The sequence below is a fragment of the Nocardioides antri genome (assembly GCF_008373765.1).
Taxonomy (GTDB): Bacteria; Actinomycetota; Actinomycetes; order Propionibacteriales; family Nocardioidaceae; genus Nocardioides; species Nocardioides antri.
This window is the reverse complement of record NZ_VUJW01000001.1, coordinates 516,910-536,390: the sequence shown is the minus strand read 5'-3', so window position 1 is coordinate 536,390 and position 19,481 is coordinate 516,910. Positions and strand designations below refer to the sequence as shown.

At 70.8% G+C, this 19,481-nt stretch carries 16 protein-coding genes; 5 read left to right on the top strand and 11 right to left on the bottom strand.

Features of this window, described 5'->3' with window-relative positions; all coding sequences use genetic code 11:
* The first annotated feature begins 78 nt into the window (after positions 1 to 78).
* Positions 79 to 3,093, top strand: a complete 3,015-nt coding sequence (locus F0U47_RS02580; protein ID WP_149748727.1) for a S8 family serine peptidase — start codon at positions 79 to 81, stop codon at positions 3,091 to 3,093.
* Between the two features lie 113 nt (positions 3,094 to 3,206).
* Entirely contained in the window at positions 3,207 to 3,908 is a 702-nt protein-coding gene (locus tag F0U47_RS02575) for a TetR/AcrR family transcriptional regulator (protein WP_149748726.1), read from the top strand.
* A 79-nt stretch (positions 3,909 to 3,987) separates the two neighbouring features.
* On the opposite strand, the gene F0U47_RS02570 is transcribed toward F0U47_RS02575, so the two are convergent.
* Positions 3,988 to 5,280 (bottom strand): acetyl-CoA C-acetyltransferase, encoded by a 1,293-nt coding sequence (locus F0U47_RS02570; protein ID WP_149748725.1) that lies wholly within the window; start codon positions 5,278 to 5,280, stop codon positions 3,988 to 3,990.
* Positions 5,281 to 5,483: 203 nt separating this feature from the next.
* Here F0U47_RS02570 and F0U47_RS02565 point away from each other — a divergent pair, with 203 nt between their 5' ends.
* Positions 5,484 to 6,830 carry a 3-oxoacyl-ACP reductase gene (locus tag F0U47_RS02565; protein ID WP_149748724.1) on the top strand — a complete coding sequence of 449 codons (1,347 nt, stop codon included), beginning with the start codon at positions 5,484 to 5,486 and terminating at the stop codon, positions 6,828 to 6,830.
* Between the two features lies 1 nt (position 6,831).
* Entirely contained in the window at positions 6,832 to 7,719 is an 888-nt protein-coding gene (locus tag F0U47_RS02560; protein WP_149748723.1) for a MaoC/PaaZ C-terminal domain-containing protein, read from the top strand.
* A 73-nt stretch (positions 7,720 to 7,792) separates the two neighbouring features.
* Here F0U47_RS02560 and F0U47_RS02555 read toward each other — a convergent pair whose 3' ends face one another.
* From F0U47_RS02555 to F0U47_RS02530, 6 genes are read right to left on the bottom strand one after another with little or no spacing between them, the layout of a single operon-like run.
* The gene (locus F0U47_RS02555) at positions 7,793 to 8,677 is read right to left on the bottom strand and encodes an acyl-CoA thioesterase (protein ID WP_149748722.1); all 885 of its coding nucleotides are present in this window, start codon (positions 8,675 to 8,677) and stop codon (positions 7,793 to 7,795) included.
* A complete protein-coding gene (locus tag F0U47_RS02550) occupies positions 8,674 to 9,630 on the bottom strand; it encodes a PAC2 family protein (RefSeq protein ID WP_246159388.1) in 957 nt (318 codons plus the stop codon). The genes F0U47_RS02555 and F0U47_RS02550 overlap by 4 nt, the downstream gene beginning before the upstream one ends.
* Before the next feature lie 16 nt (positions 9,631 to 9,646).
* On the bottom strand, positions 9,647 to 10,906 hold the full coding sequence (locus F0U47_RS02545; RefSeq protein WP_149748721.1) for a gluzincin family metallopeptidase: 1,260 nt from the start codon (positions 10,904 to 10,906) through the stop codon (positions 9,647 to 9,649).
* The gene (dxs, locus tag F0U47_RS02540) at positions 10,890 to 12,812 is read right to left on the bottom strand and encodes a 1-deoxy-D-xylulose-5-phosphate synthase (RefSeq protein ID WP_149748720.1); all 1,923 of its coding nucleotides are present in this window, start codon (positions 12,810 to 12,812) and stop codon (positions 10,890 to 10,892) included. Before dxs ends, F0U47_RS02545 begins: the two co-directional genes overlap by 17 nt.
* Before the next feature lie 17 nt (positions 12,813 to 12,829).
* Positions 12,830 to 13,765, bottom strand: a complete 936-nt coding sequence (locus F0U47_RS02535; protein WP_149748719.1) for an SMP-30/gluconolactonase/LRE family protein — start codon at positions 13,763 to 13,765, stop codon at positions 12,830 to 12,832.
* Entirely contained in the window at positions 13,762 to 14,187 is a 426-nt protein-coding gene (locus F0U47_RS02530) for an NUDIX domain-containing protein (RefSeq protein ID WP_149748718.1), read from the bottom strand. The genes F0U47_RS02535 and F0U47_RS02530 overlap by 4 nt, the downstream gene beginning before the upstream one ends.
* Positions 14,188 to 14,210: 23 nt before the next feature.
* Between F0U47_RS02530 and F0U47_RS02525 the strand changes: the two genes are divergently transcribed.
* Complete coding sequence (locus F0U47_RS02525) at positions 14,211 to 15,005, top strand: hypothetical protein (protein WP_149748717.1); 795 nt, start codon at positions 14,211 to 14,213, stop codon at positions 15,003 to 15,005.
* 8 nt (positions 15,006 to 15,013) lie between these two features.
* Here F0U47_RS02525 and F0U47_RS02520 read toward each other — a convergent pair whose 3' ends face one another.
* The 4 genes from F0U47_RS02520 to F0U47_RS02505 form a co-directional block, all read right to left on the bottom strand.
* On the bottom strand, positions 15,014 to 15,418 hold the full coding sequence (locus F0U47_RS02520) for a YjbQ family protein (RefSeq protein ID WP_149748716.1): 405 nt from the start codon (positions 15,416 to 15,418) through the stop codon (positions 15,014 to 15,016).
* Between the two features lie 18 nt (positions 15,419 to 15,436).
* The gene (locus F0U47_RS02515) at positions 15,437 to 15,739 is read right to left on the bottom strand and encodes a thiamine-binding protein (protein ID WP_149748715.1); all 303 of its coding nucleotides are present in this window, start codon (positions 15,737 to 15,739) and stop codon (positions 15,437 to 15,439) included.
* Positions 15,740 to 15,766: 27 nt separating this feature from the next.
* Positions 15,767 to 16,441, bottom strand: coding sequence for a hypothetical protein (locus F0U47_RS02510; protein WP_149748714.1), 675 nt, complete (start codon positions 16,439 to 16,441; stop codon positions 15,767 to 15,769).
* 70 nt (positions 16,442 to 16,511) lie between these two features.
* The gene (locus F0U47_RS02505) at positions 16,512 to 19,358 is read right to left on the bottom strand and encodes an aconitate hydratase (RefSeq protein ID WP_149748713.1); all 2,847 of its coding nucleotides are present in this window, start codon (positions 19,356 to 19,358) and stop codon (positions 16,512 to 16,514) included.
* Positions 19,359 to 19,481 lie beyond the last annotated feature (123 nt).

Sequence of the window (19,481 nt, the reverse complement as noted above, 5' to 3'; positions counted from 1 at the left end):
TACGTTCCCGCAATCGCCATCAGCAGGGAGACATCGATATGCGCACCATCCGGACGGCCCGCTTTCATCCCCGTCGCATTGCTGTCGATTCTCCTCGCGGGGACAGGGCCAGCAACCCTGACCGCGCAGGGGGCAGCGCCTGACGGTCGCGGCAGCGACAATCAGGCAGCGGCGTCCGACACCCAGGACGGTCCGGAGAGCCCGCACCGAGGTGGTGACGGGGACACGAAGGGCAAGGACGGCAAGAAGCCCCCGGTTCCGGAGGCCGAGGCGTTCGACGAGCCGTCCGCTGACCCACGGCCTGACGTTCCTGGCGAGAGGTCCGTCTCGCCCGACGAGCCCCTCATCCCGCTCGCCAACCCGGACGGCGTCTCGCAGCGCGAGGTCGCCAAGATCCGCGAGACCATCTCCGCCAACGGGTGGGCACGGGTCAACGTGACGGTGACCCCGCCGCGCAGTCTCACCACTCGCGCCGGCCGGGCCCAGCAGGCCGACGTCGCCAGGGCGCTCGACGCGCTCGCGCAGCGCGTGGCCGGCCGCGGTGCCCGCGAGCTGAGCCGGATCAAGGTCTACCCCTTCGCGACCTACCGGGTGACCGGTGCCGGCCTCAACCGACTGCTCGCCGATCCCGAGGTGACCTCGGTCGCCGAGGACGGGTTTGCGACCGCCACCCTCGACGTCTCGACCGGGGTCATCGACTCCGACCTGCTCAACGCCGCCGGCACCAATGGCGACGGCTGGAGTGGCAGCCCGGTCGGTGCACAGGAGGTCGCGATCATCGACAGTGGCGTGGACAACGACCACGCCGCGTTCGCCGGCCGCGTGGTAGCCGAAGCCTGCCGCTCGGCGAACTCCAACTGTCCCAACGGGGCCACCACGCAGGACGGCGCCGACGCCGGCGAGAACTGCACCCACTCGACCGACTGCGACCACGGCACCCACGTGGCGTCGATCGCCGCAGGCACGTCGTTCACCGGTGGCCACGAGGGCGTCGCCCGCGGTGCTCGCATCATCGCGGTCAACGTCGCCTCGGACGGCTCCGGCAGCCAGTGGACGGCCTTCTTCTCCGACATCATCGCCGGACTCCAGTTCGTGCTCGACCGCCGCAACAGCGGGGCGAACGTGGTCTCGGCCAACATGAGCATCGGGATCGACGGCTTCGCCCAGGAGGGGGTCTGCGACAGCAACAACGCCAACTTCACGGCGACCCAAGCGGTCGCCGCGAACCTCCAGAACGGTGGGGTCGCGGTCATCGCTGCGGCCGGGAACAGCAACCTGGTCGGCTCCAGCTACCCCGCCTGCCTCACCAGCGTGTACTCGGTCAGCGCGACGAACGACTCCGACGTGCCCGCCGGTTTCACGAACTCCGGCACGTCCACCGACTGGTGGGCACCCGGCGTGGACATCGACGCTGCGGTCCCCGGCACGGACACCCACGCCAACAAGTCGGGCACCTCGATGGCTGCCCCGCACGTGGCGGGCGCCTTCGGATTGCTGCGTGAGTGCGTCGACGGCAACGGTGTCCAGATCACCAATGCCAATGCGGTCGCACGGCTCAACGCCACGGGGGTGAACGTGACCGACAACGGCGCCACCCGACGGCGGATCAACGTCCTCGACGCGGCGACCGGACTGGTCAACAACAACGACTTCGCCAATGCCGAGACCCTGCCGGCCACCGCGTTCAACGACTTCGACTTCAACATCTGCTCCGACACGGAGCCGGGAGAGCCGGGACCGTTCAGCCTCGACAACGGAGTCTGGTGGAACTGGACGCCCACCACGACCGGTCTCGCCACGGTCTCCACCGAGGACGGCGGCGGCAACGTCACCACATTCGACACGACGTTGACGGTCTACACCGGCAACACCCTGGGCACTCTCGAGGTCGTCGAGGCCGACGACGACAGCGGGACAGGGCTCCGCAGCCTGGTCACCTTCCTCGCGAACGCCGGTACGACGTACCGGATCAAGGTGGACGGGTTCGGCGCCGCAACCGGGCTGCTGAACCTGCACTCGGAGATCAACCCGGTCACCTGCCAGGGCGCCACGCCCACGGTGTTCGGCACCGCGGGCGACGACACGATCACCGGCACTGCGGGCGACGACGTGATCGTCGCCGGCGAGGGTGAGGACGTCATCAACTCCGGCGGCGGCAACGACCGGGTCTGCGGGGACGAGGGCGATGACACCGTCAACGGCGGCGGCGGCAACGACACGGTGTACGGGGGCCCCGAGGCCGACACCATCCAAGGCGGCCCGGGGAGTGACGTGCTGCTCGGCAACCAGGGTGGTGGCGACTTGGACGACGTCGGCGACACGCTCAACGGCGGAGCGGGCGACGACACCCTGGACGGCTGGGTCGGGAACGACCGGCTGATCGGCGGTGAGGACAACGACTCCCTCGTCGGCGCGGACGGCACCGACATCGCCGAGTACGGCGGCTCACCCTCGGCCGTGACTGTGAACCTGACCAACAGCTCCAGCAGCGGCGGACACGGCAGCGACGACTTCTTCGGGGTGGAGAACCTGCTCGGATCCGCGTTCGACGACTCGCTCACCGGAGACGGCGCCGCGAACCAGCTCAACGGCCAGCTGGGGAGTGACAAGCTCGGCGGCCTCGGCGGCAACGACGAGCTGCTCGGTGGGGCGGACGTCGACACGCTGATCCCTGGTGGCGGCGACGACACCGTCAACGGAGGAGCTCTGGCCGACCTGGTGTCGTTCGCGGTCTCCCCCGCCGGCGTGACCGTGAACCTGATCTCTGGCACGGCCACGGGTGAGGGTACCGATGCATTGGCCGGGATCGAGGACGTCACCGGGTCGCCCCACAACGACACCATCGACGGGAACGCGGTCATCAACGTCCTGGCCGGTCTCGCCGGCGCCGACATCATCCGCGGGTCGGCTCAGGACGACCGGTTGCTCGGCGGCTTGGGCAACGACTTCATGCGGGGCGGCACCGGCGACGACTTCCTGCAGGGCAACGAGAACGACGACCGGCTGTTCGGCGACGCGGGTCAGGACGACTGCCACGGGAGCACCGGCGTCGACACCCAGACCGCCTGCGAGACGGTCACCGGAGTGCCCTGACCGCGGCTGGTACGCGCGGCGCCCACTTGGTTCTGGACCAGGTGGGCGTCGGCCGGGAGTCGCAATCGTCACACTCGTGCAACTCCGAGTTGCACATCTCGTACAGTTTGCCCATGACGACAGGTGCACCGCAGGTCGACGGCCGCCGCAGGGCGGCGGCAGCCCGGCGTCGTGCCCGCAAGGAGCAGATCATCGCGGCGACGCGGGAGCTGTTCGACTCCCGCGGCGTGCGCGACGTCCAGATCGAGGAGATCGCGACCGCGGTCGGCATCAACCGGGCGATCGTCTACCGCCACTTCACCGGCAAGGAAGAGCTCTTCGCCCTGACCCTGGTGGGCTACCTCGACGAGCTCCACGACGCGATGCTGGAGGCGGCGGGCACGAGTGAGGACGCCCCGACCCGGCTCGCTGCCGTCGTGGGCGCGTTCTTCGACTACGGCGTCGCGCATCCGGCGTTCGTCGACTGCGCGCTCGCGCTGATGGTCCGCCCGGGCGACGAGCTCCTCGACGAGGTGTCGGAGGGGGCGATGTTCCGCCTCGGTCGCGGCATCACCTCGTGCATGACGATCCTGTCGCAGGTGCTGTCCGACGGCATCGGGTCCGGCGACTTCACCCTTGCCGGCGACCCGGCCATCGTCGCCAACACCATGTACGCCAGCGGTCTCGGCGCCCTCCAGCTCGCACGGCTCGGGATCCTCGTGACCGAGACGGCGCCAGGGATCCCGACGGTCTCCGAGCTCTCGGCCGACCAGGTCCGCGTCTACGTCGTGTCGTCCGCGCTCGCGCTGGTCGCGCAGCCCGCCCGCGTCCCCTGAGGTCGCGACGAGCGATCCAACGCAACAGGCCCGCCCGGATCACCGGGCGGGCCTGTGCGTCGTACGACGGTGCTGGGGGTCAGCGCTCCATGATGGCGACGACGCCCTGGCCACCGGCGGCGCACACCGAGATCAGCGCGCGGCCGGAGCCCTTCTCGGCGAGCAGCTTGGCGGTGTTCGCGACGATGCGGCCGCCGGTCGCCGCGAACGGGTGGCCCGCGGCGAGCGAGGAGCCCTTGACGTTGAGCTTGCTGCGGTCGATCGAGCCGAGCGGCGCGTCGAGGCCGAGCCGCTCCTTGCAGAACACCGGGCTCTCCCACGCGGCGAGGGTCGACAGAACCTGCGAGGCGAAGGCCTCGTGGATCTCGTAGAAGTCGAAGTCCTGCAGCGTCAGGCCGTGGCGGGCCAGCATCCGCGGCACGGCGTAGGCCGGCGCCATCAGCAGGCCCTCGTGGCCGTTGACGAAGTCGACCGCGGCGACCTCGGAGTCGACGAAGTAGGCCAGCGGAGCCAGCCCGTGCTCCTCCGCCCACTCCTCGGAGGCGAGGAGCACGGCGGACGCACCGTCGGTCAGGGGCGTGGAGTTGCCGGCGGTCATGGTGGCAGCCTCACCCTTGCCGAAGACCGGCTTGAGCTTGGCGAGCTTCTCCAGCGAGGAGTCGGCGCGCAGGTTGTTGTCGCGCTCGAGCCCGCGGAACGGCGTGACCAGGTCGTCCTGCCAGCCCTCGTCGTAGGACCTGGCGAGGTTGTGGTGCGACGTGACCGCGAGCTCGTCCTGGGCCTCGCGGGTGATCTGCCACTCCAGGGCGGTGAGCGCCTGGTGGTCACCCATCGACAGCTTCGTGCGCGGCTCCCCGTTGGAGGGGATCGCGAGGCCGATGTCGCCGGGGCGGGTCGTGGCCAGCACCGCGAGCCGGTCCTTCATCGAACGGGCGTTGTTGAGCTGGATCAGCTTCTTGCGGAGCTTCTCCGAGATCGCGATCGGCGCGTCGGACGTGGTGTCCACGCCGCCGCCGATGCCGGAGTCGAGCTGGCCCAGCTTGATCTTGTTGGCGATGTAGTTGATCGCCTGGAGGCCCGTGCCGCAGGCCTGCTGGAGGTCGACGGCTGCGGTGTCGGGCGCGAGCTTGGTGCCGAGCACGGACTCGCGAACCAGGTTGAAGTCGCGGCTGTGCTTGAGCACGGCGCCGCCGGCGACCTCGCCGATGCGCTCGCCCTCAAGCCCGAAGCGCGCCACCAGGCCGTCGAGGGCGGCGGTCAGCATCTCCTGGTTTGAGGCGGTGGAGTACGCGCCGTTGGAGCGGGCGAAGGGGATGCGGTTACCGCCGACGACCGCAGCGCGGCGTACCGAAGGATTAGCAGAGTCAGCCATGTTTCCTATCCTCAGGCTTCAGGCCCCGCGAGAGAACCGTTTGAGGGCCAGATCACGAAATGTGGACTCAGAGTTACACATCCTGTTACATACGCAGGGAGCGGGCTCGGCCCGTGGACCTCGATCCGACGCGCCCGCGTGGCCCTGCAGCAGAGCTACAGACCAGGCGGGCGCCGACCTCACCCGTGGAGGCACACCTCATCATGAGCGACAAGTACCAGGGCTTCGTCTCGTCCCCGATCGGCAAGCTGCTGGTCAAGAACCTCGGGCTCCCCAACCCGACCAAGCTCGAGCGCTACGAGGCCGGCGACCCGCTGGTGGACGGGACCGTCCTCGTCGGCGGCACCGGTCGGCTGGCCGAGTCGCTGCCCGGTCTGCTCGACGTGCTCGGCATCGCGTCCGCCACCACTGCGGGCGAGAGCCAGCGCTTCAAGGGTCTGGTGTTCGACGCGACCGGCCTCAAGGACTCCACCGAGTTGGTCGCGCTGCGGGACTTCTTCACCCCCCTGCTTCGCAGCCTCGAGGACTGCCCCCGCGTGGTCGTCATCGGCACCCCGCCCGAGCTGGTCAAGGGCCCGGAGCGCGTCGCGCAGCGCGCGCTCGAGGGCTTCACCCGCAGCCTCGGCAAGGAGATCGGCAAGGGCGGCACCGTCCAGCTGGTCTACGTCGCCGAGGGCGCCGAGGCCGGCGTGAGCAGCACGCTCGGCTTCCTCCTCTCCCCCAAGTCGGCCTACGTGTCCGGCCAGGTCGTCCGGATCGGTGTGCACGGCAAGGCCGAGGTGACCGAGGTCGCCGACCAGACCCAGCCGCTCGCCGGCAAGGTCGCGCTCGTCACCGGAGCCAGCCGGGGCATCGGCGAGTCGATCGCCCGCACCCTGCACCGTGACGGTGCGAAGGTCGTCGGCCTCGACGTGCCGCAGGCGGCGAGCGAGCTCCAGGCGCTCATGAAGGAGCTCGACGGCGACTGGCTGACCCTCGACATCAGCGGCGACGACGCCCCGCAGCGGATCGCGCACCACCTCACCGAGAAGCACGGCGGCGTCGACGTGGTCGTGCACAACGCCGGCATCACCCGCGACCGCAAGCTCGCCAACATGTCGCCCAACGACAAGGGCGACCGCTGGGCGCAGGTCCTGGGCGTCAACCTGACCGCTCCCGAGCGGATCACCCGGGAGCTGCTCGACCAGGGCGTCATCAACGCGGGTGGATCGATCATCGGCGTGGCGAGCATCGCCGGCATCGCCGGCAACGTCGGCCAGACCAACTACGCCGCCTCGAAGGCCGGCGTCATCGGTCTCGTCGACTCGCTCGCCGACGAGCTCGCGGACGGCATCACGATCAACGCCGTCGCGCCGGGCTTCATCATCACCCAGATGACCGCCGCCGTCCCGTTCGCGACCCGCGAGGTCGGCCAGCGCCTCAACGCGATGGCGCAGGGCGGCCTGCCGATCGACGTGGCCGAGACCATCGCCTGGTACGCCAACCCGGCCTCCAGCCTGGTCAACGGCAACGTGGTCCGGGTCTGCGGCCAGATGATGCTGGGCGCCTGACATGGCTGAGAATGCACAGGACGTGCGTCTCGTCGAGGGAGGCGGCGGCGTCGGCACGATGGTCAAGGCCGCCCTCCCCGCCCTCCCCGGTGTCAACCTGCTGCCCGGCGTGAAGAAGACCGGCAGCGAGCTCCCGGCCCTCGAGCTCCGGCGTGTGGACGTCACCGTCACCCGGGCCGAGGTCGACCGCTACGCGGCGGTCTGCGGGTTCCCGAAGAAGGACGTGGCGCCGGTTCCCTACCTGCACATGCTGGCGTTCCCGCTCCACATGGCGCTGATGACCGACGCGAGCTTCCCGTTCCCCGCGATCGGCTCGGTGCACCTGGAGAACTCCATCACCCAGCACCGTCCGGTGGCGATCGGCGAGACCGTGTCGCTGTCACTCACGGCCGACAACCTGCGGACCAGCACGAAGGGCCGCGCGTGGGACATGAACGTGACCGCCACCGTCGGCGGCGAGGTCGTGTGGGAGTCGGTGTCGACGTACCTCCGGGTCGGCAAGGGTGACAAGGAGAGCGGCGACCCCGGCAGGTCGTTCACCGCGGTCGAGGCGAAGGGCCCGGTCTGGAGCATCCCGGAGAACATCGGCCGCACCTACGGCGCGGTCTCCGGCGACCGGAACCCCATCCACCTCTACCCGCTGACCGCCAAGGCGCTCGGCTTCCCGCGGCACATCGCCCACGGGATGTGGAGCAAGGCCCGCTGCATCGCGGCGCTGGAGAACCGCCTGCCCGACAAGGTCACCGTGGAGGTCGCGTTCAAGAAGCCGATCTTCCTGCCCGGCAAGGCCCGCTTCGGCGCCGAGGCCAACCCGACCGGCTGGGACTTCACCCTGGTGAACCCGAAGTCGGGTGCCCCTCACCTGGTGGGACGTACAACGGCGCTCTGACCGATCCGCAGACGCATCGACCCGGCTCGTTCCGACGAGCCGGGTCGTTGTGCGTTCGTTCAGGGACGACCGCTCAGCGGGTGCGAAGGCGGATCAGGCCCTCCTGGGCGGTCGTTGCGACGAGCGTCCCGTGCTCGGTGAAGACCCGGCCGAGCGCGAGCCCGCGCGCGCCGCCGGCCGACGGGGACCACTGGTCGTAGAGCCACCACTCGTCGGCCCGGAACGGCCGGTGGAACCAGATGGTGTGGTCGAGGGACGCCATCTGGACCGTGGTCGGGTCGGCCTCGTGCGCCGCGAGCGCGGCCCCGAGCAGCGAGACGTCGCTGGCGTAGGTGAACGCCGCGAGGTGCTCGAGGGGGTCGTCGGAGAGACGCCCGCCGATCTTGATCCAGAGCTGGGTCTTCGAGGGGTGCATCGGGTCGGGCTCGAGGCCGTGGCGCGAGTTGCCGAGCCACCGCACGTCGAGGGCGGCCCACTCCTTGCCGAGCCCGTCGTCGGAGCCGCGCTCCTCCATGAGGTCCAGCAGGTTGAGGCCCTCGTCCGGCGCCTTGACCTCCGGCATCACGTCCTGGTGCTCGAGGCCCTCCTCGGCACGCTGGAAGTTGAGCGACTGGTAGTAGATCGGCCGGCCGTGCTGGCGCGCGAGCACCCGGCGGGTGGCGAACGACTTCCCGTCGCGGATCCGCTCGACGTCGTAGATGATCGGCACGTTGTAGTCGCCGGGCAGCAGGAAGTACGAGTGCAGCGAGTGCACGTGGAAGTCCGGACCCACCGACCGGGAGGCGGCGATCAGCGCCTGGGCGGCGACCTGACCGCCGTAGACCCGCTGCCGCACGCTCTCCGGCTGCTTGCCCCGGTAGAGGTCGAGGTCGAGCTGCTCGAGGTCGAGCAGCGACACCAACTGGCGGGTCGCCTCGTCGCCGTCGGGCGCCGTCTCCGGCGCGGCCTCCTGGGTCATGCCCCACCTCCGGTCTCGTCGGGCCGTTCCAGGCCGGCCAGGAACTGCTCGAACTGCTGCCCGATCTCCTCGCCCGTCGGCAGCGGCTGGTCCTCCGCGAGGAGGCTGGAGCCGCTCTCCTCGGCACGGGCGAACGCGTCGTACTGCTGCTCGAGCGCGGCCACCACGTCACCGACCTCGCTGTTGGCGGCGAGGTAGCGAGCGATCTCCTCCTCGCGCTCCTCGGCCAGGATGCCGAGGTCGCTGAGGTCGATCGTCAGCCGGGCCGCGAGCTCGACCTGCTCGAGCAGGGCGTGCGAGGCGCGCGGGTAGTCGAGCTGGGCGAGGTAGTGGGGCACGTGCGCGACGAACCCGAGCGCGTCGTGGCCCCACTCCCCCAGGCGCAGCTCGAGGAGCGCCTGGGCGCTGCTCGGGATCCGCAGCTCGCCGCGCCACGGGCTCGTGCCGGTCAGCAGCTCGGGGTTGTTGGCGTGGTGGGTGATCGCGATCGGCCGGGTGTGCGGCACCGCCATCGGCACCGAGCCCATGCCGACGACGAGGGTCACCGAGAACCGCTCGATGACCTCGAGCACGCCGCGGCAGAAGGCCTCCCAGCGGGTATCGGGCTCGGGCCCGTGGAGGAGGAGGTACGGCGTGCCGCCGGTGTCGTGGAGCAGCCGGACCACGAGCCGCGGGGCGTCGTAGGCCTCGTAGTGGTCGCGCACGAACGACATCGGAGGTCTGCGGGCGCGGTAGTCGTGGAGCTGGTCGACGTCGAACGTGGCGACGACCACCCCGCCACCGGCACCGACCCCGACACCGCTGCCCTCGGCCGCCAGGTGCCGGCAGGCGATGGCGCCGGCGTTGCCCGCGTCGAGGAAGCCGTCGAGCGCGACGACCATCCGCAGCTCCTCGACCCCCGCCAGCTCGGGCACGTCGTCGACGATGTGCACGAGGCGCGGTGGGGAGGTCACAACAGAACGATACTGATCAGCCGTAGGTGCGCCGCATCAGGTCCGCGCCACCCTGCAGGAGGTCGGCGGTGGAGACGCCCAGCTGGTCGCCGATGACCTCGTCCTGGTCGGCGCCGTTCGCGAGGCCGTCGAGGAGCTCCCAGAGGGCCGGCTCGCCGTAGGTGGCGGCGATGTACTCGCACACCCACCACGACAGGGCGTACCAGCCCTCCGCGTCCTCCCCTCCGAACGCCTCGTCCGCCGGGAGGTCGTCGACGCCGGAGGCGACCAGGTTGAGCGCCTCGGTCTGCAGGCGCCGCTCCGCAGGGGCGATCGGCCGCACCGAGACGTACTCGGCCAGCCCCTCGGTGAGCCACATCGGCACGCCCCGCGCGTGGTCCCCGAGCGCCACGTGGGTGAGCTCGTGCCGGACCAGGCGGTCGAGCACCTCACCGTCCTCGTCGAGGACGTGGGGGCCGAGCAGGATCCGGTACGACGCCACCGGCCCGCCGGCGTCGGCCGCGTTGCGTGGGACGGGCAGGGTGACGGCGTCGAGGCGGTCGGGGTCGCTCACCGGGAGCGAGTCCAGCGACTCGACGTAGGTGGGGTCCGCGAGCGTGTAGACGACCACACCGCCGGGGTCCCCGATGTCGCCGGGAAGGACGGCCTTCACCTGGAAGCGTCCCTCCGAGACCGACGCGACGACGGCTTCGGCCGTCGCGACGGTGGTCGCGTCGAAGATCCCGAGCACGCCCGGTCCCTCCCGGACCTCGACCTCCCCCAGGTCCCAGGGCTGCGGCTGGGCGCCGGACGTCTTCTTCTCCCAGGCGGTGTCGGTGGTCGAGGTCAGCAGGTAGCGGCGCTCGTTGCGGGTCGGCGCGAACCGCCAGCGGTCGCGGGTGACCACGGGCGTGGCGTCGTACCCCTGCAGCTGGAGCCGGACCGTGATCTCGGCCCAGTAGGCCTTGCCGTCGCGCTCCACGGTGTCGGCGGCCAGGTCGAACCGCAGCATCTCGAGCGGCAGCTGGCCGAGGTTGTCGAAGTAGGTCGTCTGCTCGGCGACGAACTCAGGGTCGCGTGCCCGGATGGTGCGGTCGAAACCGGCCTCGTCATGCGCGACCAGCGCTCGAGCCCGCTGGCGGAGGGTGCGCTCGATCCCGGCGACGACCTCCGCCTCCGGGTCGGAGCTGGGAGCCGGCGAGTCGTCGCCGCAGGCCGCGAGGACGCCGGCCAGGAGCGCGGCGAGCAGCAGCGCCGGGACGATCCGGCTTCGGGACCGGTCAGCTCCCGTCGACATCGAGGAGCGCCCGGTCCCCTGCCGCAGCCTCGTCGTCGCTCGTCCTTCCGGCGATCTCGTGCACGATCGACAGCGCTATCGCCTGGGCCGACAGCCCCACGCGGTCGAGGATGACGGCGCGCTTCGCATGCCCGAGGAACTCCTGCGGGATGCCGTGCAGCCGCACCGGCGTGTCGATGCCGGCCGCGGCCATCGTCTGGAGGAGGACCGCACCGACGCCGCCCACGACGCCGTTGTCCTCGATCGTCACGACCAGCCGGTGGGCGGCCGCGAGCTCGAGCAGCGCCGGGTCGACCGGTTTGACCCATCGCGGGTCGACGACGGTGACGCCGATCCCCTGGGCGCCGAGCCGCTGCGCGACGTCGACGCCGACCTCGGCCATCGAGCCGACGGCGACGACCAGCACGTCCTTGCGGCCGTGGCGCGCCAGCACGTCGACACCGCCGATCCGGTCGATGGCGTCGACGTCGTCCGGCGGCGGCCCCTTCGGGAAGCGCACGACCGTCGGCGCGTCGGCGACCTCGACCGCCTCGTCCAGCTGCTCGCGCATCCGCGTCACGTCACGGGGCGCGGCGAGCCGCAGGCCCGGCACGACCTGGAGGATCGACATGTCCCACATGCCGTTGTGGCTGGCGCCGTCGTCGCCGGTGACCCCGGACCGGTCGAGCACGAACGTGACCCCGCACTTGTGCAGCGCGACGTCCATCAGCACCTGGTCGAAGGCCCGGTTGAGGAAGGTGGCGTAGACCGCGAACACCGGGTGCAGGCCGCCGAGCGCGAGGCCGGCCGCGGACGTCGCCGCGTGCTGCTCGGCGATGCCGACGTCGAAGGTCCGGTCGGGGAACCGGGCCTGGAACTTGTCGAGCCCGACCGGGTGCATCATCGCCGCGGTCATCCCGACCACGTCGGGACGTCGCTCACCGATGCGGACGATGTGGTCGGCGAAGTGGTCGGTCCAGATGAGCCCCTTGGGCTTCTCGGCGCCGGTCTGGACGTCGAACGGGCCGGGCGCGTGGAACTGGTCGGCCTCGTGGCGCTCGGCCGGGTCGTAGCCGAAGCCCTTCCGGGTGATCGCGTGCACGATCACCGGGCCGCCGAACCTCTTCGCCTGCTGGAGGGCGTGCTCCATCGCGGACCTGTCGTGGCCGTCGACCGGGCCGACGTACTTGAGGCCGAGGTCCTCGAACAGCCCCTGCGGGGCGATGGCGTCCTTGAGGCCCTTCTTGACCGCGTGCAGCGCGTCGTAGGCAGTCGGGCCGACCGCCGGGACCGCGTTGACCCGCTTCTTGAGGACGTCGAGCACCTGCTCGTAGCGCGGGTTGGTGCGCAGGCCGGTCAGCGCGGTGGCGAGGCCGCCGATCGTGGGCGTGTAGGAGCGGCCGTTGTCGTTGACGACGATGACGAGCCGGGAGTCCTTGGCGATCGCGATGTTGTTGAGCGCCTCCCAGGCCATGCCGCCGGTGAGCGCGCCGTCGCCGATCACCGCGACGACGTGGCGGTCCTCGCCGCGGATGACGTAGGCCTTCGCGAGCCCGTCGGCGTAGCTGAGCGCGGTGGACGCGTGGGAGTTCTCGACGATGTCGTGCTCGGACTCGGCCTGGCTCGGGTAGCCGCTGATCCCGCCCTCACGGCGCAACGTCCCGAAGTCGGCGACCCGCCCGGTCACGAGCTTGTGCACGTAGGCCTGGTGGCCCGTGTCGAAGACCACCCGGTCGCGCGGGCTGTCGAAGACCCGGTGGATCGCCAGGGTGAGCTCGACGACGCCGAGGTTCGGCCCGAGGTGGCCCGAGTTCGTCGCGACGGTCCGGATCAACAGGTCACGGATCTCGCTCGCAACCGTCGCCAGATCGTCCTCGGACAGGTCCCGCAGGTCACGGGGCGAGGTGATCCGGTCGAGGATGGCCATGGAGGAAGTCTAGGAGGTCACAGGTCGATGACCGCGATCGCCGGTTCCTCCAGGCTGCCCAGCCAGACCCGTCCCTCGTGCTCGCGAACGCCCGACACCATCTGGTACGACGCGCCGTGGTCGGCCGCGTCCACGCGGAGGTCGTGCACGAGGGCGCCGGTGGCGTCGTACGCCCGCACCCAGGCGAGCCGCTTCGGCCCCGGCTGCAGCGCCTCGGGGATCCTGGCAGCCACCTTGCGCAGCACCATCGGACCGCGCTGGATCCGCTCGACGAGCGGGTCGGTCGGGCTGCTGATCGTGACCCACACCAGCCCGTCGCTGCCGAGCGCGATGTTGTCGGGGTAGCCCGGCAGGTCAGAGCACAGCTTATCGCGCATGCCGGTGCGGGGCTCGGCCAGCCAGTGCCGGACCACGGTCCGGGCGCCGGTCTCTGCCACACAGACGAACGACTCGTCCGCGGCGAGCGCCACACCGTTGGCGAACGCGAGGCCGGTGAGCACCGTCGTGATCGAGCCGTCCGGGTCGCGGCGGAGGAGCCGGCCCGTGCGCGTGTCGCGGAGGAGCTCGTCCTTCCACCGGTCGAAGCCGAAGTGCTGCGAGGAGTCGCTGAACCAGATGGTGCCGTCGGCGGCGACCGCGGCGTTGTTGCAGAACCGCATCTTGACGCCGTCGACGCTGTCGGCGATCAGCTCGACCGCCCCGCTCGCCGGGTCGACCCACAGCAGGCCGCGCCGAGCGTCGCAGACGAGCAGCCGGCCGTCGGGCGCGAGCTCGATCCCCATCGGACGCCCTCCGGTGAGCGCCACCCGGTCGACCTTCGCGCCGTCGGGCGAGACCCGGAGGATCGCGCCGTCCGCCGTGCCCGTGTAGACCCACCCTGCGTGGGAGCCCGAGGTCGCGACGCAGACGTCCTCGGTGCCGTGGCCGGGCACGGGGATCACGCTCAAGGTCATCGGAGGAGCCTCCGGTAGCGGTCCGAGGCGAGGAACACCGGCAGCACCTGCGCCGCCGACACGGTCAGGTCGAGGCGCTCGATCGTCGCCGGGTCGACGAACACGATCCGGCGGCCCTCACGACAGTCGATGTCGGCGTCGGTGCGGCTGGTCGCGCCGACGAAGAGGCAGAACCGGTCGTCCTCGTCGCGGTGCGCGTGGCGCACGGAATACTCGCCGAACAGCTCCAGCCCGTCCTCGAGCGCGATCCCGGTCTCCTCCTCGAGCTCGCGGTAGGCGGCCTGCTCCCACGACTCGCCCGGCTCGACGCCGCCCCCCGGGAATCCCCACTTCTCCGGGTCGATGACCGGGTGCTCGTCCCGCTCCTGGAGGAGCACCCAGCCGCGCGGATCGACGAGGGCGATCGAGGAGAAGCGGCTCACGCGCGTCACCGTATCCTCCGGGTGTGCTGATGCGACCCGCGGAGCTCGAGGCGATCCGCAGAGGAGAGGTCGACCTGGCGTTCCGCCGGTGGGACCGGCCCCGCGTCAAGGTGGGGACCCGGATGCGGACGGCGGTCGGGCTGGTCGAGGTCGTCAGCGTCGACCGCGTCCCGTTGTCGGCCCTGCGCGCCGAGGACGCCCGCCGGTCCGGCGCCACGTCACTCGCTGCGCTCAAGGCCGCGCTGTCGACGTACGCCGACCGGCCGGTCTACCGCGTCGGGTTGGCGTACGCCGGCGCGGACCCGCGCGAGACCCTGCGGGAGACTCTGCCGGGCCCCGAGGAGACCGCCGAGATCCTCGCCGGCCTGGACCGCCTCGACGCGGCCTCGACGATCGGACCCTGGACCCGCGACACCCTCCGCATCATCGACGCCAACCCGGAGGTGCGCGCGCCCGAGCTCGCCGCCCGGCTGGGCCGGCCGACCGCCGAGTTCAAGCGGGACGTCCGCAAGCTCAAGGAGCGGGGGCTCACCGAGTCGCTCGCGATCGGCTACCGCCTGTCACCGCGCGGCGAGGCCGTGCTCGACCACGTGGACGGTCCCCGCGAACGCGCTCCACGCCGCGACGGCACTCCGCTGCCCCGGACCATCGGAGCGCCGGCGACGCGCGCCCTGCGCGCCGTCGACGTCCACTCCCTCGAGGCTGCCAGCAGGTGGACCCGGAGCGACCTCGCCGCACTCCACGGCGTCGGGCCGATCGCGCTCGACCAGCTGGAGGCGGCGCTGACCGCTGCGGGGCTCGGCTACGCGCCCGGCTGACGCGCTCCTCAGCCGGCGAGGAAGCTGAGGCGGACCTCGCGCTCGGCGTTGTCGACGTTGAGGTCGACCAGGCAGACGCTCTGCCAGGTGCCGAGGGCGAGGCGGCCACCGAGCACCGGCACCGAGGCGTAGGGCGGGACCAGCGCCGGCATCACGTGCGACCGCCCGTGGCCGGGCGACCCGTGTCGGTGCCGCCAGCGGTCGTCGGCCGGCAGCAGGTCCGCGAGCGCGGCGAGCAGGTCGTCGTCGCTGCCCGCGCCGGTCTCGATGATCGCGATGCCCGCGGTGGCGTGCGGGACGAAGACGTGCAGCAGGCCGTCGCCCCGCCCCGAGGCGAACTCCGTGCAGTCCCGGGTGATGTCGAGGACCCGCTCGTCACCGCCGGTCCGGAAGGTGAAGGTCTCGCTCTCCATGGTCCGATCCTGCCTCGGTCAACCCTCGAGGGCCTTCTCGATGCGCTCGACCTTGGCGGACAGCTGACCCGTGTAGCCCGGCCGGATGTCCGCCTTGAGCACCAGCCCGACCCGCGGCGAGACCTCCGCGACGACGTCGAGGGCGCGCTTGACCACGGCCATCACCTCGTCCCACTCCCCCTCGATGTTGGTGAACATCGCATTGGTCTCGTTGGGGAGCCCGGACTCACGGACCACCCGCACCGCTGCGGCGACGGCCTCGGACACGCTGCCGGATTCGTCGGCGGCGTCGGTCGGGGAGATGCTGAAGGCGACGAGCATGCGGCTCACCGTAGTCGGCGGCGGCTCCTAGAACGTGTGGTACTCCCCCGGCGCCAGGAAGAACCCGGTCTCCGGTCCGCGGTCGACGCAGGTCACGCCGACCGCCTCGACGAGGCACTCGACCTGAGCGCCGCTGGTGATCACCACGCCGTCGCCGGCCACCTCCTCGGCGCCCGGCTCCCGGATGGTGTCGGTGTTGCAGACCGGACGGGCCCGACCTTGGTAGGTCTCGATCCGGCCGACACCCTCGGCCGCTCCGCCGCACACGTCGGGGTCCTTGACGAAGCCGCGGCGCAGCTCGCACGCGGGTCCGATCACCGGGTCGTCGAGCAGGCAGTAGATCACGTCGTCCGGCGTCGAGAACCGCCCCAGGCGGGTCGTCCCGTCGCCGCGGGCGTCGATCCGCGCGAGCGCGGCCTGGTACGTCGTCGGCCCCACCGGGTCGTCGGTCGGTGGCTCCGGCGAGGGCCCGGTCTCCGTCGGCGGCGACGAGGGCTGCGAGGTCTGCGTCGTCGGCTCGCTCGGCGACGTGGTGGTGGTGGTGGACGAGGGCGGCTCCTGCGACGGGGTCGCGGTGCTGGAGGCGGTCGCCGAGGGCCGTGTCGTGATGGTCGGCACTTCCTCGGCGTCGTCGCCGTCGGACCCGCAGCCGGTCAGGACCGTCAACGCGATGAGCAGGCTCGTCGTACCGATGAAACGCATGGCGCCATCGTCCCAACCGGGGACGCCGATGGCCCGTCACCACACCGGGTGACGGGCCATCGGTCGGACGTCAGCTGCGCAGCAGGTTGCGCAGGACGAACTGCATGATGCCGCCGTTGCGGTAGTAGTTCGCCTCGCCGGGGGTGTCGATCCGGACGAGGGCGTCGAACTCCGTCGCTTGTCCTGAGCCTGTCGAAGGGTCCGCCTTGACTTTGACGGTCCGCGGCGTGGTGCCGTCGTTGAGCTCGGTGATGCCGGTGATCGTGAACGTCTCCTCGCCGGTCAGCCCGAGCGACTCGGCGTTCTCGCCCTCGGGGAACTGCAGCGGGATGACACCCATGCCGATCAGGTTGGACCGGTGGATCCGCTCGTAGGACTCGGCGATGACGGCCTTGACGCCCAGCAGCGAGGTGCCCTTGGCTGCCCAGTCACGGGACGAGCCGGAGCCGTACTCCTTGCCGGCCAGGACGACCAGCGGGATGCCGGCCTCCTGGTAGTTCACCGAGGCGTCGTAGACGGTGGTCACCGGGGCGTCGTCCTGGGTGAAGTCCCGCGTGAAGCCGCCTTCCGTGCCGGGAGCGATCTGGTTGCGCAGCCGGATGTTCGCGAACGTGCCGCGGATCATGACCTCGTGGTTGCCCCGGCGCGAGCCGTAGGAGTTGAAGTCACGGGCCTCGACACCGTTCTCGGCGAGGTACTTGCCCGCGGGCGAGTCCTTCTTGATGGCGCCGGCCGGGCTGATGTGGTCGGTGGTCACCGAGTCACCCAGCTTGAGCAGCACCCGCGCGCCCTCGATGTCGGTGACCGGGGCCGGCTCGTCCGGCATGCCGTCGAAGTACGGAGGCTTCCGGACGTACGTCGACTCCGGGTCCCAGTCGAACGTCTTGCCCTCGGGCGTGGGCAGCGACTGCCACTGCGCGTCGCCGGCGAAGACGTCCTCATAGGAGTCGGTGAACATCTCGGAGGTGATCGCCATGGCGATGGTCTCCTCGACCTCCGACGGCGACGGCCAGATGTCCGTCAAGTAGACGTCGGCGCCTGTGCTGTCCTGGCCCAGCGGGTCGTCGAACAGGTCGACGTCCATCGAGCCGGCGAGCGCGTAGGCGACGACGAGCGGCGGCGACGCCAGGTAGTTCATCTTGATGTCCGGGTTGATCCGGCCCTCGAAGTTGCGGTTGCCGGACAGCACCGAGACGACCGCGAGGTCGTTCTCCTGCACGGCGGCCGAGACCTCGGGGATCAGCGGGCCGGAGTTGCCGATGCAGGTGGTGCAGCCGTAGCCGACGAGGTTGAACCCGAGCTTGTCGAGGTAGGGCGTCAGACCGGCCTTCTCGTAGTAGTCCGAAACGACCTTCGATCCCGGCGCGAGCGTGGTCTTGACCCACGGCTTGCGCTGGAGGCCCTTCTCGACCGCCTTCTTGGCCATCAGCGCGGCACCGATCATCACCGAGGGGTTCGACGTGTTCGTGCACGACGTGATCGCGGCGATCGTGACCGCCCCGTGGTCGAGCGTGAACGTCTGGCCGTCGGCCAAGGTGACGTCGATCGGGTTCGACGCGCGACCGCCGTCGGTGGGCGCGGCGGACTGCCGGTCGCTGGGCGCGTCCTCGCCGTTCAGCTGCGACGCGTCGTGCGACGGGGAGTCGGAGGCCGGGAAGGACTCCTCGACGGCCTCGTCGTAGCCCTTGCTGTCCTGGGGCTGACCGGCGTAGTCGACCAGCGCGGCGCGGAACGACTGCTTGGCCTCGGAGACCAGGACCCGGTCCTGCGGACGCTTCGGCCCGGCCAGCGACGGGACCACGGTGGAGAGATCGAGCTCGAGCTTCTCCGAGTAGCGCGGCTCCGCATCGGGGTCGAGCCAGAGGCCCTGCTCCTTGGCGTACGCCTCGACCAGCGCGAGCTGCTCCTCGGAGCGGCCGGTGAGCTTGAGGTACTTGACGGTCTCCTCGTCGATCGGGAAGACCGCGATCGTGGACCCGAACTCCGGCGACATGTTGCCGATGGTGGCCCGGTTGGCCAGCGGCAGCGCGGTGACGCCGGGGCCGTAGAACTCCACGAACTTGCCGACCACGCCGTGCTTGCGCAGCATCTCGGTGATGGTGAGCACCAGGTCGGTGGCGGTGGAGCCCTCGGGGAGCTCGCCGGACAGCTTGAAGCCGACCACGCGCGGGATCAGCATCGAGACCGGCTGTCCGAGCATCGCGGCCTCGGCCTCGATGCCACCCACGCCCCAGCCGACGACGCCGATGCCGTTGACCATCGTGGTGTGGGAGTCGGTGCCGACGCAGGTGTCGGGGTAGGCCTGGACGACCCCGTCGACCTCACGGGTGAAGGCGACGCGGGCCAGGTGCTCGATGTTGACCTGGTGGACGATGCCCGTGCCCGGCGGGACGACCTTGAAGTCGGAGAACGCCGTCTGCCCCCAGCGCAAAAACTGGTAGCGCTCCCGGTTGCGCTCGTACTCGATCTCGACGTTGCGCTCGAAGGCCTCGGGCGTGCCGAAGACGTCGGCGATGACGGAGTGGTCGATGACCATCTCAGCCGGGGCCAGCGGGTTGATCTTGGTCGCGTCGCCGCCGAGGTCGGCCATCGCCTCACGCATCGTGGCGAGGTCGACGACGCAGGGCACGCCGGTGAAGTCCTGCATGATCACCCGCGCGGGGGTGAACTGGATCTCCTTGTCGGGCTGGGCGTCCGCGTCCCAGCCGGCCAGCGCCTTGATGTCCTCGGCGGTGATGTCGGCACCGTCCTCGGTGCGGAGGAGGTTCTCCAGCAGCACCTTCAGAGAAAAAGGAAGCGACCGGACAGAGTTGGCGTCCAGACCCTCCCCGGTGACCGCATCGAGGCGGAAGATCTCGTAGGACCTGCCGTCCACGTCCAGGGTGCTCTTGGCGCCGAAGCTGTCCTTGCTGGCCATCCGGGTCTCCGTCCTCGTCGACAACCGTTCAGTCGGGTTGGTCCGCCTGCCATCCTGCCGCCGCCCCGGGGCGGGCGGATAGTGAGGCTGCCCTAAGTCTGAGCGATCGATATTCCTATGTCT